This window comes from Frankia sp. Allo2, from assembly GCF_000733325.1.
Taxonomy (GTDB): Bacteria; Actinomycetota; Actinomycetes; order Frankiales; family Frankiaceae; genus Frankia; species Frankia casuarinae.
The window spans coordinates 1-14882 of record NZ_JPHT01000060.1 but is presented as its reverse complement, the minus strand read 5'-3'; the positions used below and the strand labels follow the sequence as shown (position 1 = coordinate 14882).

Here is a 14882-nt window from a genome sequence, read left to right as displayed (position 1 = left end):
CTGGCCTCCCTCAGCGCCCGGGAACGCGAAATCCTCCAGCACATCGCCGAAGGTCTCACCAACCGGCAGATAGGTACCCGGATACACCTCTCCGAGAAGACCGTGAAGAACTACGTCTCCAGCATCCTCGAAAAACTCGGCATGACCAGCCGGACCCAGGCCGCCGTCTACGCCCTGAAGAAGACGAGTGAGGACTGAACACCCACACCCGACCATCGACACACCCGACCATCGACACACCGGAGCATCGCTGTGCCTGAACCGGGTCGAAGGACCCACCCTGGTGGGAGCCAGGTCCCGGATCCAAGCACCGCGGGTCGGATGTCGCATACGCGGGCGAAGGGCACGCTCATCGCTGTCGGCAGGACGCCGACGAGGAGGTAGCGATGAGGAAAGCGGAGGAAAGCGACCTCACCGCCGAGGCCCGAGGCGCCACCGAATAGGATCATGCCGTGCCGACAGCACGAACACGCCCCGAGGTTCTGCTCGACGATCTGGTCGACCTCTTTCTGGCCGAGGGATTCCGCACTTTCACGCTCGCGCAGCTCGCCGCGCGGCTGCGCTGTTCCAAGACGACGTTGTATGCCCTCGGGCAGTCCAAGGAGCAGCTTACGGTCAACGCGGTGAGGCACTACTTCCGCCGGGCCACCGCGCAGGTCGAGACCGAGACCGCCGAAGCCGCGTCCTCGGCCGACCGGCTCGTGGCCTACCTGGCGGCGATCGGTCGCGCGCTGCGTCCGGCATCGCCCGCGTTCAGGCTCGACCTCGCCGCGCACCACGTCGCCCGGGAGGTGTATGAGCACAACATCGCCGCGGCCGCCGCGCGTGTCCGTCAGCTCATCGGCGACGGCGTCGCTGCGGGAGAATTCCGCGATGTTCACGCGGCGTTCATCGCCGACACGATCGCCGCGACGATGGAGCGCATCCAGACCGGTCGCGTCCTTGCCGCCACCGGCTTACACGACGCCGATGCCTACGAGGAGCTTGCCTCGCTTGTGCTCGACGGCATTCGCAGCGTCACCGCAGCCGGAACCTAGCCGTCGCCGACACGCCCTAGCCGTCGCCGAAACGCGGAGCCGGTTGCGGATGGCGGACACCGTCCAGCTCACGGAACACGCCACGGGCGACGTTGTGCTCGTCGGCGGCCGCCTCGGCCAGTGACAGGACCGGCGCCACGCAGCACTCGGTGTCCCTGAAGAGGACGTGCCACTCGTCGCGCGGACGCTTGGCGAAGGTCTCGGTGAGCCTCGCCCGTATCGCGGGCCACCGAGCCCGATCCAGGTGGTCGCCGTGGAATGCCGGATCGTCTTCGAGGCCAAGCCGCTGGACCAGCGCACGAAAGAACTTCCGCTCCAACGCGCCGACCGCGACATNCCCGCCGTCCTGACAGACGTAGGTGTCATAGAACGGGGCGCCGCCGTCCAGCAGGTTGACACCCCTGTCGTCCCGCCATGACCCCTCCGCCAGGAACCCGTGCACCATGCCCGTCAACAGCGCCGCGCCGTCGACTATCGAGGCGTCCACGACCTGACCGCGGCCGGTGCGTCGCGCGTGGAACACGCCCGCCAGTACCCCGAAGGCGAGCAGCATGCCGCCCCCGCCGAAGTCACCGAGCATGTTGACCGGCGGCACGGGCCGCTCCCCCGCACGGCCGATGGCGTGCAGCGCGCCGCTGACGGCCAGGTACGTGATGTCGTGGCCGGCGGTGTGGGCGTATGGCCCGTTCTGCCCCCACCCCGTCATCCGACCGTAGACCAGCCGCGGGTTGCGGGCCAGGCACTCGCGCGGCCCCAGGCCCAGCCGTTCGGCCACGCCGGGCCGAAAGCCCTCGAGGAACACGTCCGCGTCGGCTACCAGGTCGAGCGCCTGGGCGACCTGGCCGGCGTCCTTGAGGTCGAGCGTCACGGTGCGCCGGCCGCGGTCGAGGACCGGCGACCGCCCCCACGCGTCGGCCGGCCCGCCCGGCCGCTCGACTCTCAGCACGTCCGCGCCAAGGTCGGCGAGCATCATGCCGCAGAACGGCGCAGGCCCGATCGCGGCGAGCTCCACCACGCGGAGTCCGTCCAGCGGCATCATCAAGCCTCCAGGGTGACAGCGTCGCCCTGGCCGCCGCCCGAGCAGAGTGCCGCGCAGCCGAGGCCGCCACCGAGCTTGCCGGTGGGCGTGCGGGCGGCGCCGAGGGTAACGGTTCTGGGCATGCGGCGATAGTACCGTGGCGGTAGTACCGCGTAGAGTACCTCGGTACTCTACGCGGTACTTAACTAAGTATCCTGTCGGAGGGTGGCGAAGCGTCACCGATCAGCAACGGCCTCGCCACGCAGGGTGGCGACCACGCCGGCCCGGCCGGGATCACTCCGCTATGGGCACCGCGACGGGTAGGGGATCTGCGGGGCGTGCCGCTCCCACTCGGCCTCGCTCATCACGGCTGTCGGATCGGTGCAGGCACGTTTGGCGATATGGGCCGGGTCGATGTCCCACAACCGGGCGGTGTTGTCGTCGCCGGAGGTGGCGGCCAGTGTGCCGTCCGGGCTGAACTGGACGCGCCGCACCGTCGCCGTGTGTCCGAGCAGGCCGCCGACCGGGCGGGGATTGCGCGGGTCGGAGATGTCCCACAGCCGGGCGGCCTTCCGCGCGGTCGTGCCCATCAGGTGCAGGTCGACGCGGAAGGCAACGCTACTCACCCAGTCCGATCGGTCGGTGAAGGTGTATAGCATTTTCGGTTCCGTCGGCGTGGCGATGTCCCATAGCCGGGCGGNCCGGTCCGCCGACGTCGATCCGAGGATCCTGCCGTCGGGCCGGAAGGCGAGCCCGAGCACCGCGTTCTCGTGCCCGTTGAGGATCGCGAGCGGCGTGGGCCGGGTCGGGGTCGACACGTCCCAGAGCCGGATGGTCCGGTCGTGGCTGCCGGTCGCGAGCATTCTCCCGTCCGGGCTGAACGCCACGGTGTTGACCCAGTCGGTGTGTCCCACGAGGGTGGCCGCCAGCCGCGGCTGGTGGGGATCGGTGATGTCCCACAACTTGGCGGTGTTGTCGGTGCCGGCGGTAGCCATGGTCTTTCCGCCGACCGCGAAGGCGACGCTGTTGTTGACGTCCCGCAGCACCGCCAGCGACCTGGGCCGCTCGGGCACGGAGATGTCCCAGAGCCGGACAATGTGGTCGTCGGTGGACGTCGACAGCAGCCGCCCGTCCGCGCTGAAGCCGCCCTGCAGGAAGGTGCCGCTGTCCCCCGGGATGACCGCGAGCGGTCTGGTGGCCATGGGGTTGCTGATGTCCCAGAGCCGGACGGTGCTGTCGTCGCTTCCCGTCACCAGCATTCTGCCGTTGGGGCTGAACCGTACTCCGATCACCCGCTCGGTGTGGCCAACCAGCGTATTGATCTCTACCCCGCCGAAGTTCTCAATCAGGCTGCGCTGGGCCTCCTCGGTGGGCTCGACGCGGTAGGCCGCCAGCGCAAGTTGGCGGGCCAGCTGCGGTTGTGTCGTGCTAGCCGCCGCCGCCTCGCTCGCCAGCCGGCGCGACACCTCGATGCTCTCGGGGACCGAAGCGGGGTCCTTGTGGGTGACGAACATGAGGGTGGCCGTCACCGCTACCGCGACGGCGCAGAGACTGGCCACCAGCGACACCACCGTGCGCCGCTGCCACCGGCCGCGCCGCTGCCGCTGCTGCTGCTTCGGCTCGCCACCCTCGGGGTAGCCGCGGCCGGGTGCCGGACGGTCCAGTGGCGACAGGTCCAGTGGTGACAGGATGTCGTCGCTCGGCGGTGGCATCGCCGGGTTGGCGGAACCCACGGAACCCACGGAGTCGGACGGTGTCCGCGAGGCTCCGGCGTCCATGCGCGCCGGCGGCTTGACCGGCGGATCCGTGACCACGGTGACGGCGGTTGGGCCAGCTTCGCCTCGCACCGCCTCGTCAACGTTGGACAGGCCGAGGAGGGACTGGTAGAGATCGCTGGCGGTCGGCCGGTCCGCCGGCTCCTTGGACATCGTTTTCGCCACGATCGAACGGAGTCCGTCGGGCAGGCCGTCGATCTTGGGCGCCTCGTGCACCGCTCGATACAGCAGGACCGGGGTCGTCGCCTTGCCGAACGGGCCGATCCCGGTGCCCGCGAACGTCACCNCCCCGCCCCAGGCGAAGATGTCCGCGGCCGCCGTGACCAGCGCGCCGCGCGCCTGTTCGGGAGCCATGAAAGCGGGGGTGCCGATCAGGCCGGTGGAGGTCGTCAGCGAGGTCGTGGAATCCATCGCGCGCGCGATGCCGAAGTCGATGACCCGCGGACCGAGCCGCGACAGCAGGACGTTCGACGGCTTCAGGTCACGGTGGATCATTCCCGCGGCGTGGATGGCGGTGAGCGCCGCCGCGACCGAGATGGCGAGGCGTTCGAGGTCGGCCTCCGCCATGGGACCGTTGGCGGCGATCGCGNCCGCGAGCGTGGGACCGTCGATGAACTCCGTCACCAGGTACGGGCGATCGGCCTCGACGTCGACCTCAAGCACCTCCGCGGTGCAGAATCTGGCGACCCGCTGGGCGACTTCGGCCTCACGACGGAACCTGGCCAGGAACTCGGGCTGCCGCGCGAGGTCGGTACGGACCACCTTGACGGCCACGGGCCGCCCGTCCCGGCTCCTGCCGAGGTAGACGATTCCCATCCCGCCTTGGCCCAGCCTCGCCACGAGCTGGTACGTCCCGACAGTCACGGGGTCACTGTCGAGCAGCGGTGTCGCGCGGGAGTTTGCCACGTCCCACGGAACTGACCCGTCAGGCGTCGTCACGGCAACCGTCGCCGCGCGGTCTGCGAACCCACGGCCGCCCCCTCCCGCCGGAACCTGACCTTCACGCGCACTCATTGCGCACCGCGGCGCCGCACGCATGAGTGCCTACCGTCTCCGTTAGCAGCCGTGGTTCTGACAACCGGCTCACGACGGAATTTGTGCCTGGATTCTAGAGGTGCCTGAAGGCGCGTTCACGGCGCGGCCCACCCCCGAGAGCCCGACGTAGCGCATCGTAATTGCGCGACAACTTCCCGTTGGCGGTATCAGTCGCGGTAGCCCTGGCGACGCCGGGGCCACCGGGTCGCAACGGCCCACATGGGCTACCATCAGCATTGATCAAAGGGTACCGGGGCTATCGCTCGTAACGGTCGCTCGTAACGGTCCCCATGAGACCCCATAGACTACCATCAACCTTGATCACAGGGTACCGGGGGGACCGTGGAGGTCGATCTTGGCGAGGAGTTCCTTGCCGCCGAGCTGGGCGAACAAAGGAGAGACTCTTCCGCCGCGGCCTCGGTGATGCCCCCCAGGGAATATGCGGCGGATCGGATTGCGCCAAGGAACGGTGCCGTCGACGGAGCGCCGGTCCCAGAAGCGCCGGTCCCAGAAGCTCGGAACGAGTCGCTGCCAAGCCCGCCGTCGGACCGACTGGTGTACGCCTACCTCGGCCGACAGCGGCGCTGGGTACTACTGTGCATGACCGCGTCGTTCACCCTTGCCTCGTTCAGCCTGGTCAAGTTCGCGCTGCTGGCGTCGGCGTTGTGGGTGTTTCTCCTGCTACTCGGGCTCAACGCGATTTGTTCGGCCTTCACGATTGTGGCCACCCAGCACCGGCGGCGCGTAACGAGACAGANCCATGAGGGCCTGGTCAGCGGCTGGCGGCCGATCTACTGCCCCAGCGTCGACATCTTTCTTCCCAGCGCGGGTGAACCTCTCCCGGTGTTGCTCAACACCTATTCACACATCGCCCGGGTCAGGTGGCCGGGGCAGCTACGGGCGTACGTCCTCGACGACAGCGGCCGCCCGGAGGTCGCCGCCGCGGCCGCCGCCCACGGCTTCAGCTACCTGAGCCGGCCGGACCGGGGCCGGATGAAGAAGGCCGGTAACATCCAGTTCGGGTTCGAGCACTCGCGCGGCGACTACATCGCCATCTTCGACGCCGACTTCTGCCCGCGGCCGGACTACCTCTTTCACCTGGCACCGTACCTCGACGACCCGAGCGTCGGTATCGTGCAGAGCCCGCAGCACTTCGATACGAAACGGTCGATGGGCTGGCTGCAGCGGACCGCCGGCGCCACCCAGGAGCTCTTCTATCGCTGGGTGCAGCCGTCCCGCGATGCCGTCGGCGTCCCGATCTGCGTCGGAACCAATGCGATCTACCGGCGCGGCAGCTTGCGGAAGGCAGGCGGCTTCGCCCAGATCGAACACAGCGAGGACGTCTTCACCGGTGTCAAGCTGCTGGCGGCGGGCTACACCACCCGCTATGTACCGGTGGTGCTGGCGACTGGCNTGTGCCCGGCTGACCTGGCCGGTTTCATCAACCAGCAGTACCGCTGGTGCAGCGGCTCCATGGCCCTGCTGCGGACCCGTCAGCTACGCCACATCAGACTCGACTGGAAACAGCGGGTCTGCTTCTGGAGCGGGTTCCTCTACTATATTTCCACCGCGATCAACGTCTTTACCATTAACATTCCTGGCCTGTTGATGGTGTACGTCTACCCGGAGCTGGTGCGGCCCTATAATTTCCTGCCCTTCCTGGCCGCCGCCTGGGTGTGGCTGGTCCTGCTCCCGGCCACCAGCCGCGGTCGATGGCGTTTCGAAGTGCTGCGGGTGCAACTTGTGTACAGCTTCTGCCACGCTGTCGCGATCCTGCACATGGTGCGTGGTCGCACGGCATCCTGGGTGGCGACCGGCTCCGTGCGCAAAAGGGGGAACCCGATGGTCCGCGGCGTGGTTCGGACCGCCTTCTGCTGGCTACTGCTGACGACGTGCGCGACATGGACCGGCATCGGTCTCGACGTCTGGAGGTTCGGCTGGGGAAACTTTTGGCTCGTGATTCTGTTTCAGCTCGGCCACAGCTATCTGAGCGTCCCGCTCCTGTTCGACCTGAGCCGCCTGCTCGTGGGACGCGGCGACCGGCCGGCACGCAGCCGGCACCGCGCCAGGCAGTCTCAGCCCGACTCCGTGGTCCGGGCATGGACCGGCGGTCCGCCGGCTCACAGCGCGCCGGCTCACAGCGCTCCGGCTCACAGCGCTCCGGTCTCGCCCTCGCACGGCGCTCCACCCGCCAGCGCGGCCCTGCGCCAGGGGTGAAGCGACGTGGAACGTCACGACGACGATCTGGACTTCCCGGCCTCCGAGCACCTGCGCTGGCCCGACGGGCTGGCGATCACCGTCGGCCTGGCGGTCATCGCGTTGCTGGCCACCGGCTGGGTCGACCCGACCGTGCTATGGCACTGATCAGGCCGGGCGGACCGTGGGAACGGTCGGCCTGAGGAGCATGAGGACCATGAGGACGACGGACGGCGCGGTCACCGTGCCGCTGCGGCGACCCCACCCGGGTCTGGTGCGGATCGAGGAACGGCTCGGCTTCCGCCCCGACATCGAAGGGCTACGCGCCCTGGCTGTGCTGCCCGTGCTGTGTTACCACGGTCAGGTCCCCCACGCCGCTGGCGGGTTCGTCGGGGTCGACGTGTTCTTCGTCGTCTCGGGGTTCCTCATCACCAGCCTGCTCGTGCGGGAGGCCGAGGTCACCGGTCGGATAAGCCTGGCGGGATTCTACGCGCGCCGGGCCAGGCGCATCCTGCCGGCGGCCTGCGTCGTCCTGGTGTTCGTCACCGTGGCGAGCTGGCTGACGATGCCGCCGCTGCGCCAGGCGGAGACGGTGCACGACGTCGCGGCGGCCTCGGTCTACCTGGTCAACTGGCGGTTCATCTCGAACCAGACCGACTACCTCGCCAGCGGTCGGGATCCCAGTCCGGTGCTGCACTTCTGGTCGCTCAGCGTGGAGGAGCAGTTCTACCTCGTCTGGCCGCTGCTCCTGCTGCTCGTCGTGCTGTTCGCCCGGCGCGTCACGATGTCGCTGGCCGCCGTCGCGGTCCCGGTCACGCTCGGGCTCGTCGCCCTGTCGTTGACGCTGTCGCTGCACTGGACCCTGGTGGAGACGCCGGTCGCCTACCTGAGCTCGCCGACCCGGGCGTGGCAGTTCGGCGTCGGTGCGCTGGTCGCCTTCGCCACGCCGGCGCTCGCCAGACTCGACCGCGGCCGCACCGTCACCGGGTTAAGGATCGTGCTCGGCTGGGCGGGGTGCGTGGCGGTGGTGACCGCCGTCGTCAGCTACGACAGCGTGACGGTCTACCCGGGCACGGCGGCCTTGTTGCCCACCTTCGGCGCGGCAGCGGTCATCGCGGCGGGTACCGGCGTCCGCCCGGGACACCGCAGCCTCCGGGCGGGNGCGGGNCGGNTGTTGGGGNCCAGGGTGCTGACCGTCATCGGAAGCCGGTCGTACAGCCTGTACCTGTGGCACTGGGCCGTGCTCGTCCTGGTCGAGGCGCGGGTGGGAGACCTGAGCTGGCAGACGCGCACGGCAGTGGTCGCGGCCTGTGCAGTGCCGGCCGAGCTGTCGGCGCGGCTGGTCGAGCGTCCGGTGCGGCTCTCGGCGGTCGCGGCGTCGGGCTGGCGTCGTGGCCTCGCGATCGCCGTCACCGCGACGTTGCTGCCGGCCGCCACCGGCATGCTGGTCGGCACCGATGCGTTGCAGCGGATGCGGGGCGGTGACCGGGACGCGGTGGCGGTGCTGCCACACCTGCCCGCGGCCACGGTGGTGCGTGACCCGTTCGACCAACCCGGCGGCCTGTTGAGCGGCCCGGTGACGCCCGCCCCCTGGTCCGCGTACGACGACCTGCCGCGGCTTCCGGAGGGCTGCATGGCAAGTCCCCGCCAGACCACGAGCCCGCCCTGCCAGCTGAACACCGACGGCGCCACCGGCCGGGTGGTCCTGTTGGGGGACTCGCACGCCGCCCAGTGGTTCGGGGCGGTCTACCACGTGGCCCGCGGCAGCGACTGGTCGGTGGAGGTGCTGACCAAGGTCGGCTGTCCGTTACCCGCCATCTCGGTCCGCAGCGAGCAGCTCGGCCGGGAGTTCACCGAGTGCGACACCTGGCGGGAGAACACGTTTCGCCGGCTCGCCGCGGAACCAAAGCCAGACGCGATCTTCCTGAGTACGTACAACCGGTACACCGGCGACGAAGAAAAGGTTGTGGCGGGATGGCGGAACACGATCGCACGGCTCGCGNCCCTGGGTGCTCCGCTGGTCTACATCGTCGACACCCCGAATCCACCGGGAGACATTCCGGCGTGTATTTCCGGCGCAATCGACAACTGGCGGTCGTGCTCGTTCCCGCGGGATTCCGGACTGCCCCGCGACCCGCTGCTGCAGGCGGTCGTCGAGGGCCGCGAACCAGCGGTCAGCGCGGTCGACCTGAACGTCATCCTGTGCCCGGGGACCGGGCCCTGCCCGGCCGTACGGGGCAGCGTGCTGCTGTACCGCGACGACTCCCACATCACGAACACGGCAGCGGTCATGCTCGGGCCGGCGCTCGAACACGCGCTGGTCACCAAGGTACAGCTGCCGTTGCGGGGACCGCGGCTCCAGTCAAGCCAGACCGCGGGCACACCGCGTTCCTGACTTCGGTCCCGGTGGAATCCGGGCACCGGGTAGCCTCGCGAACGAGATGCGCCATGGCCGTATTTCAGGACTTCTGTACACTTTTCAGTCATTGTTTGGCGGACGTACCAGCCAGACGGCCGAGGTACCTGGTGGGGAGGCGCTGATGCGACGGCGGTCTGCCGTCTGCCTGATGATGGCGGCGAGCGTACTGGTTTTCGCCTGCAGCTCCCCCGGCGACGGCCCGTCGCTGAAACCCGCATCCCCGAGCGGCGCCGCCCGCGGCGGCTCGGCTCCGCCGCGGGCGGCCGTCGAAACCGTGTTCAGGACCCGTCCGCAGTTCGGCGTCACGGTGCCCGGCATCAGCCAGGCGTCGCTGGGCGAGGTTGCACGCACGACGGCCTGCCCGCCGGCGATGGCCCAGTTCTTCGTCTCCGTGACCCACGGCCTGGACCCGACGGTACTCGGCGCGGTGCCGGTGACACCGATCGTGACGGTCGAGCCGTGGAACCCGGACAAGGGGGTCAACCAGAGCGACTTCACGCTCGACAAGACCATCGAGGGCCGGTGGGATGACCACTACCGGGCCATCGCGATGGTAGTGAAGAAGTACGGACGCCCCGTCCTGATCCGGTTCGCCCACGAGATGAACGGCTACTGGTACCCGTGGGCGTCGGTCGGCTCGAACACCCCGGCGCTGTTCGTGGCGGCGTGGCAGCACGTGGTCGGCATCTTCCGAGACGCCGGCGTCACGAACGCGCTGTGGGTGTGGTCGCCGAACGTGCTCCGCGGGACGTCGGGAACGCCGCTGGCCGAGTACTACCCCGGCGACAAGTGGGTCGACCTGATGGGTCTGACAGGGTACGGCGTGCAGGAGAGCTCCGCCGCGCAGACGTACGACCCGTCCATGGCCCAACTGGCCGCGCTGTCGACCAAGCCGGTCCTGCTGACCGAGGTGGGCGCCCAGCGGGACCAGTACAAGACCAGCTGGATCGCCTCGTTCGGCAGTTGGCTGCAGAGCCACCCCCAGGTGGTGGGGTTCGTCTGGACGGCGATGAACATCAAGGACGGCGTGAAGGGTGACTGGCGGTACGACGACTCGGAGGCCGACCTCGCCGCCTTCCGGGCGAGCCTGCTCGCCGGGAGGGTCGCCTGCTGACCGCCGCGAGGAGCGTTCCGGAGTCGGCCGGCCAGCCGGGTCCGGCGGCCCGTCACCGTCGCGGCAGCCGTCGCGGCAGCCGTCGCACCATGGTCGTTCTCGCCGTGGGCGCAGCCGTCGTCGCCTGTGCCCTGGTCCACGCGGTGAACCTCGACGGCTGGCCCGGCCGGTTCAACGAGGACGAGGGCACCTATGCCGCGCAGGCCTACGCCCTGCGGTACTGGGGCCGACTGGCGCACTACACCTACTGGTATGATCATCCTTTCGGCGGCTGGGCCCAGATCGCGGCGTACGCCTGGGTGACCGACGCCTTCGGCCGCGGCGCTACCGGCGTGAGCGCCGCGCGCGAGTTCATGCTCTGGGTGCACGTCGCGAGCTGTGTCCTGGTCTACTTGTTCGCCCGCCGGCTGGACGTGCGCCGACCGTACGCGGTGACGGCCGTCGCGCTGTTCTCGCTGTCACCGCTGGCGCTCTGGTTCCAGCGGATGGTGTTCCTCGACAACATCATGGTGATGTGGCTGTTAGCGGCGTTGGTCATGGCTGCGGCGCCCAGACGGCGAGTGCGGACTGCCGTACTGGCGGGACTCGCGGNAAGCGNCGCGTTCTGGTCCAAGGAATCCGCTCTGGTGTTCCTGCCCGGTGTCTACCTGATGGTGTGGATCAATCACCGGCGGCGCAACCTACGCGCCGCGAGCCTCGGATTCGCCGCCGCGGCCGTGGCGGGCCCCGGGGCGTTCGTGGTGTTCGCAGCCGCTCGTGGCGAGCTGCACCAGCTGCGCCGGGCGGTCGAGTTCCAGCTGTTCACCCGGCAGTCCAGCGGCAGTGTGCTCGACCGCGGCAGTTCGGCGTGGAACCTGGTCGGCTTCTGGCTCGGGCTCGATGCGATCCTGCTCGCCGCCGGCCTCGTGGCGGCGATCGCCGGGCTGCTGGTGCCTCGGCTTCGGGTGCCGAGCGTGCTGCTGGTGAGCCAGGCACTGCTCCTGCTCCGGGAGGGGTACCTGCCGTACCCGTACGTCGTCGGGATGCTGCCGTTCGCCGCACTCTGCGTAGCGGGGTTGGCCGACCACCTTCATCCCCGGCCCGGGCCTGCCACCACAACCGCCCGTCTTCGCCTCGCGGCGGTGGCCTCGGTGGTCGTGGCCGGGCTGGCGGTGCTGTCGTGGCAGTGGGGACCGGTCCTGGTCGACGCGACCTCCCGGGACGACAGTCTCCCGAGCCGGGAGGCGTCCGCCTGGTACCTCGGCCACGTCCCCCCTGGCCGAGTGACGATCACGAACGATTACGCGTGGCTCGACCTGCTACGCGGAGGTACCAGGCCGATCTGGCACTGGAAGATCAACGACCAGGCCGTACGGGCGAGCCTCCCGAACGGCTGGCGCGACGTCGACTACGTCATCCTCGACGCCTGGATGGCCGAACCGGCGACGTTGCACCGGCTCCCGTTGCTGGCCGACGCGCTGGCCCATGGCGTCAAGGTGGCTTCGTTCGGCGCCGGTCCGACCAAGGTGACGATCTACCGGGTCGACCGGGTCGTCGAGGCGCCGGGTGGCGCGGCGCGTGCGGGCCGAGTGGGGATGCGCCACTGACAGGCCTGGAGTTGAGGTCACTGGGACGAACACTGAGGTCACGGAGCCATCCCCCTCGGTAGCCCCTACCTGCTGTTGCTCCGCGACGCCCCGGACCGGTGACCTTCCGCACGCCCCTTGACCGTCACCAACGTTGTTGGCTAGCGTCGGCTAACGGCGTTAGCAACCACCGACGACAACCAGGTCGAACGACCGAGGGAGCGGGTATGACATCGAATCTGCTCTACCGCGGGCCCGGCATCGCCGAGCTTCACGAAGAATATGCCAAGAAGCGCGTGCTCGACGAAAAGGCGCCGGTAAAGGCCGCGGCGGAGATCTCCGTGGCCGCGCCGACCGAGAAGGTATGGCGGCTGATCAGCGAGATAGACCGGTGGCCGGCGTGGAACCCCGCCGTCCGGGACGTGCAGGTTCACGGCGGGGNGGNCGTCGACACATCCTTCATCTGGGTCAACGGGAAGTCACGGGTCCGCTCGACCCTGGCGGTCGTCGATCCACTCCACGAGATCACCTGGAGTGGGGTCTCCGCCGGCATCAAGGCCGTTCACCGCAACGTTCTCGAACGGACACCGGACGGTACGGTGCGGGTCACGAGCATGGAATCGATGTCTATGCCCTTCCTCGGCCTCATCTTCAGCAGCACGAAACTCCGCAGCGGGCTGAATGACTGGCTCACGGCGCTTAGGCAGGCCGCCGAAAAGGCGTGACCTTCACCGCGCCTGGGTTCGGCTGTCGATGCGGTGACCACCGGCCGTCGCGGCGATCGCTGTGACCGCGAACACCACTGCCCAGACGCGATGCCCAGCCAGCGCCGTGGCGATCGCGGTCAGACAGAACAGGAGGATCTTCACCATCAGCAGCGCCGGCCCGCGAAGCCGACGTCGTGACGCGGGGGCGAGCCACACTCCCCAGACGACGGCCGCCATCAGCGGCAGCAGGACCGCCAAGGCAACACCGGCGACGGCTGACGAGGCGAGATCGAGTCCGGCACCCGCCAAAGTGCCCAGCATCGCGAGTTCGGACAAGAAAGCGAGAAACATGATCGACCCGCCCACCACGCCGCTGCGCGGGGTACCGCCATCTGCGCCAGACGAACCCATGAGAGGGAACATAGTGGAACTTCCCGGGGAGTGAATTGTGATTCTGGGAACTACTGCCGCATCAGGCACCGTTCGCCTGCCTGACAACCTGACGAGTGGAATCAAATGGCCAAAGCGACGCGTGACTTTCTAGCAGCTCGTTGAAAACTTCTATCGGCTTCAACCAGCCAAGCGTCTGCCGTGGCCTTCCATTCAGCTGGGCGGCCAGCTTATTAAGCTCGTCCTGTGTGTGCAAGGACGGGTCGGTGCCCTTCGGGAAGTACTGGTGTAACAGACCGTTGGTGTTCTCGTTGGAACCGCGCTGCCAGGGCGAGTGCGGGTCACAAAAATACACNGGGATACCGGTCCGGACCGTGAACTCCGCGTGGCGGGCCATCTCCTTCCCCTGGTCCCACGTCACGCTGTTGCGAAGGAACTCAGGGAGGGTTCCCATCTTCTTCGCGAGCAGGTAAGCGACACGTTCGGCGGTGCGGTCAGAGGGGATACGCACCAGCATCACGAACCGGGTGGTACGCTCGACGAGCGTGGCGATCTGGGACCTGTTCCCCTTACCGATGATCAGGTCACCCTCCCAGAAGCCGGGCACGGCTCGATCCTCGGCCTCCTTCGGCCGCTCGCTGATGTCGACCATGTCCGGGATCTTTCCCCTGGTCACGGTCTGCGCGATCGGTTCACCCGCCTCGTCCGGCCCTTGCGCAAAGCAATCTTCAGCTCGGTCCGAAGCTCGCCGCGGGCCTGGAGGTATAGGCACTCGTAGATCGTCTCGTGCGACACGCGCATGCCCTCGTCGTCAGGGAAGTCCTTCTTCAGCCTCTCACTGATCTACTTCGGAGACCATTTCTCGGCCAGGCCGGCATTGACCGCGTCGTGCAGCGCGGCCGACGCGACGAGTTTGCGTTCCTTCGGACGTGCTCGCAGCGCGTCGCACCGCGCCTGCGCATCCACCGCTCGGTAAGCCCGTACTCCGCACGTTCGTGTGGTGTGCTGACCGTGTGATTTCTTGATCCGCCAGGATGATGATTTCCCTGGTGCGTGGTGTGTCCGGCCTGGGACGGTTCGGAGGGTGCTGGCGACCGCCGTCCGGGTGGGCTATGGGCCCCCGCGCCTGGAGAAGCTGCTCGGTGCTCTGCCGGTGGCCCGGGACCTGATGGTCCGCCTCGATCTGGTCGCGACGATCGAGACGGCTCTGCCCGATCCAGGAGAGCAAGGCCCGGCTCACCCATCAATGACCTCCGGAGGGGACTGTCGCCTTCAGGCGACAGGGGAATCNGGCACGGACCGCAACGGTTATACCGGCCACGCTGGTATAATCAACGGCATGTCCCGGACGGTGCAGGTCGGCGCGGGTGGCGCCTATGACCTCGGTTACCACGTCGTGTGGTGCCCGAAGTACCGCCGTGCTGTCCTCGTCGGTCCGGTCCGAGACCGGCTTGACGGGCTGATCCGCGAGAAGTGCGCCGAGCATGACTGGCTGATCGTCGCGCTGGAGATCGAGCCCGACCACGTGCACCTGTTCGTGAAAGCTCATCCGAAGCACGCCCCGTCGTACATCGCCAACCAGCTCAAAGGCTTCACGTCCCACGTGCTACGCGGCGAGTTCGCGCA

At 68.6% G+C, this 14882-nt stretch carries 15 protein-coding genes; 9 read left to right on the top strand and 6 right to left on the bottom strand.

The window, feature by feature from the left end:
• Window positions 1–198, top strand: a 198-nt coding sequence (locus tag ALLO2_RS21725; protein WP_035734489.1) for a response regulator transcription factor, incomplete at its 5' end; no start/stop codon positions are given.
• Between the two features lie 254 nt (window positions 199–452).
• Window positions 453–1037, top strand: a complete 585-nt coding sequence (locus ALLO2_RS21720) for a TetR/AcrR family transcriptional regulator (protein WP_011437639.1) — start codon at window positions 453–455, stop codon at window positions 1035–1037.
• A gap of 16 nt (window positions 1038–1053) precedes the next feature.
• On the opposite strand, the gene ALLO2_RS21715 is transcribed toward ALLO2_RS21720, so the two are convergent.
• From ALLO2_RS21715 to ALLO2_RS21710, 3 genes are all read right to left on the bottom strand, one after another.
• Window positions 1054–2076, bottom strand: coding sequence for a CaiB/BaiF CoA-transferase family protein (locus ALLO2_RS21715; RefSeq protein WP_035734488.1), 1023 nt, complete (start codon window positions 2074–2076; stop codon window positions 1054–1056).
• Window positions 2076–2198: a hypothetical protein gene (locus ALLO2_RS27890; protein ID WP_255353884.1), complete on the bottom strand. Its 123-nt coding sequence runs from the start codon at window positions 2196–2198 to the stop codon at window positions 2076–2078. The genes ALLO2_RS21715 and ALLO2_RS27890 overlap by 1 nt, the downstream gene beginning before the upstream one ends.
• Window positions 2199–2357: 159 nt before the next feature.
• Complete coding sequence (locus ALLO2_RS21710; protein ID WP_232235249.1) at window positions 2358–4694, bottom strand: WD40 repeat domain-containing serine/threonine protein kinase; 2337 nt, start codon at window positions 4692–4694, stop codon at window positions 2358–2360.
• Window positions 4695–5420: 726 nt separating this feature from the next.
• On the opposite strand from ALLO2_RS21710, the gene ALLO2_RS21705 reads away from it, so the two are divergent.
• From ALLO2_RS21705 to ALLO2_RS21685, 6 genes are all read left to right on the top strand, one after another.
• Window positions 5421–7082 (top strand): glycosyltransferase, encoded by a 1662-nt coding sequence (locus ALLO2_RS21705; RefSeq protein ID WP_232235247.1) that lies wholly within the window; start codon window positions 5421–5423, stop codon window positions 7080–7082.
• Window positions 7083–7088: 6 nt separating this feature from the next.
• Window positions 7089–7229 (top strand): hypothetical protein, encoded by a 141-nt coding sequence (locus ALLO2_RS26040; RefSeq protein WP_023842071.1) that lies wholly within the window; start codon window positions 7089–7091, stop codon window positions 7227–7229.
• 49 nt (window positions 7230–7278) lie between these two features.
• Window positions 7279–9456 (top strand): acyltransferase family protein, encoded by a 2178-nt coding sequence (locus ALLO2_RS21700; protein WP_051875516.1) that lies wholly within the window; start codon window positions 7279–7281, stop codon window positions 9454–9456.
• A 145-nt stretch (window positions 9457–9601) separates the two neighbouring features.
• Complete coding sequence (locus ALLO2_RS21695) at window positions 9602–10594, top strand: glycoside hydrolase family 26 protein (protein ID WP_023842072.1); 993 nt, start codon at window positions 9602–9604, stop codon at window positions 10592–10594.
• 104 nt (window positions 10595–10698) lie between these two features.
• Window positions 10699–12180, top strand: a complete 1482-nt coding sequence (locus ALLO2_RS21690; RefSeq protein WP_232235246.1) for a glycosyltransferase family 39 protein — start codon at window positions 10699–10701, stop codon at window positions 12178–12180.
• A gap of 206 nt (window positions 12181–12386) precedes the next feature.
• The gene (locus tag ALLO2_RS21685) at window positions 12387–12884 is read left to right on the top strand and encodes an SRPBCC family protein (protein ID WP_035734485.1); all 498 of its coding nucleotides are present in this window, start codon (window positions 12387–12389) and stop codon (window positions 12882–12884) included.
• A gap of 3 nt (window positions 12885–12887) precedes the next feature.
• Here the strand turns inward: ALLO2_RS21685 and ALLO2_RS21680 are convergent, their stop codons facing one another.
• The 3 genes from ALLO2_RS21680 to ALLO2_RS28485 all read right to left on the bottom strand — a co-directional run bounded on the left by ALLO2_RS21680 (window position 12888) and on the right by ALLO2_RS28485 (window position 14057).
• The gene (locus ALLO2_RS21680; protein WP_063579599.1) at window positions 12888–13277 is read right to left on the bottom strand and encodes a YrdB family protein; all 390 of its coding nucleotides are present in this window, start codon (window positions 13275–13277) and stop codon (window positions 12888–12890) included.
• Window positions 13278–13338: 61 nt separating this feature from the next.
• Window positions 13339–13908 (bottom strand): IS30 family transposase, encoded by a 570-nt coding sequence (locus tag ALLO2_RS21675; protein WP_011437648.1) that lies wholly within the window; start codon window positions 13906–13908, stop codon window positions 13339–13341.
• 20 nt (window positions 13909–13928) lie between these two features.
• Window positions 13929–14057: a hypothetical protein gene (locus tag ALLO2_RS28485; RefSeq protein ID WP_369808201.1), complete on the bottom strand. Its 129-nt coding sequence runs from the start codon at window positions 14055–14057 to the stop codon at window positions 13929–13931.
• A 538-nt stretch (window positions 14058–14595) separates the two neighbouring features.
• Here ALLO2_RS28485 and tnpA point away from each other — a divergent pair.
• Window positions 14596–14882, top strand: a 287-nt coding sequence (gene tnpA, locus ALLO2_RS21670) for an IS200/IS605 family transposase (RefSeq protein WP_035734490.1), incomplete at its 3' end; no start/stop codon positions are given.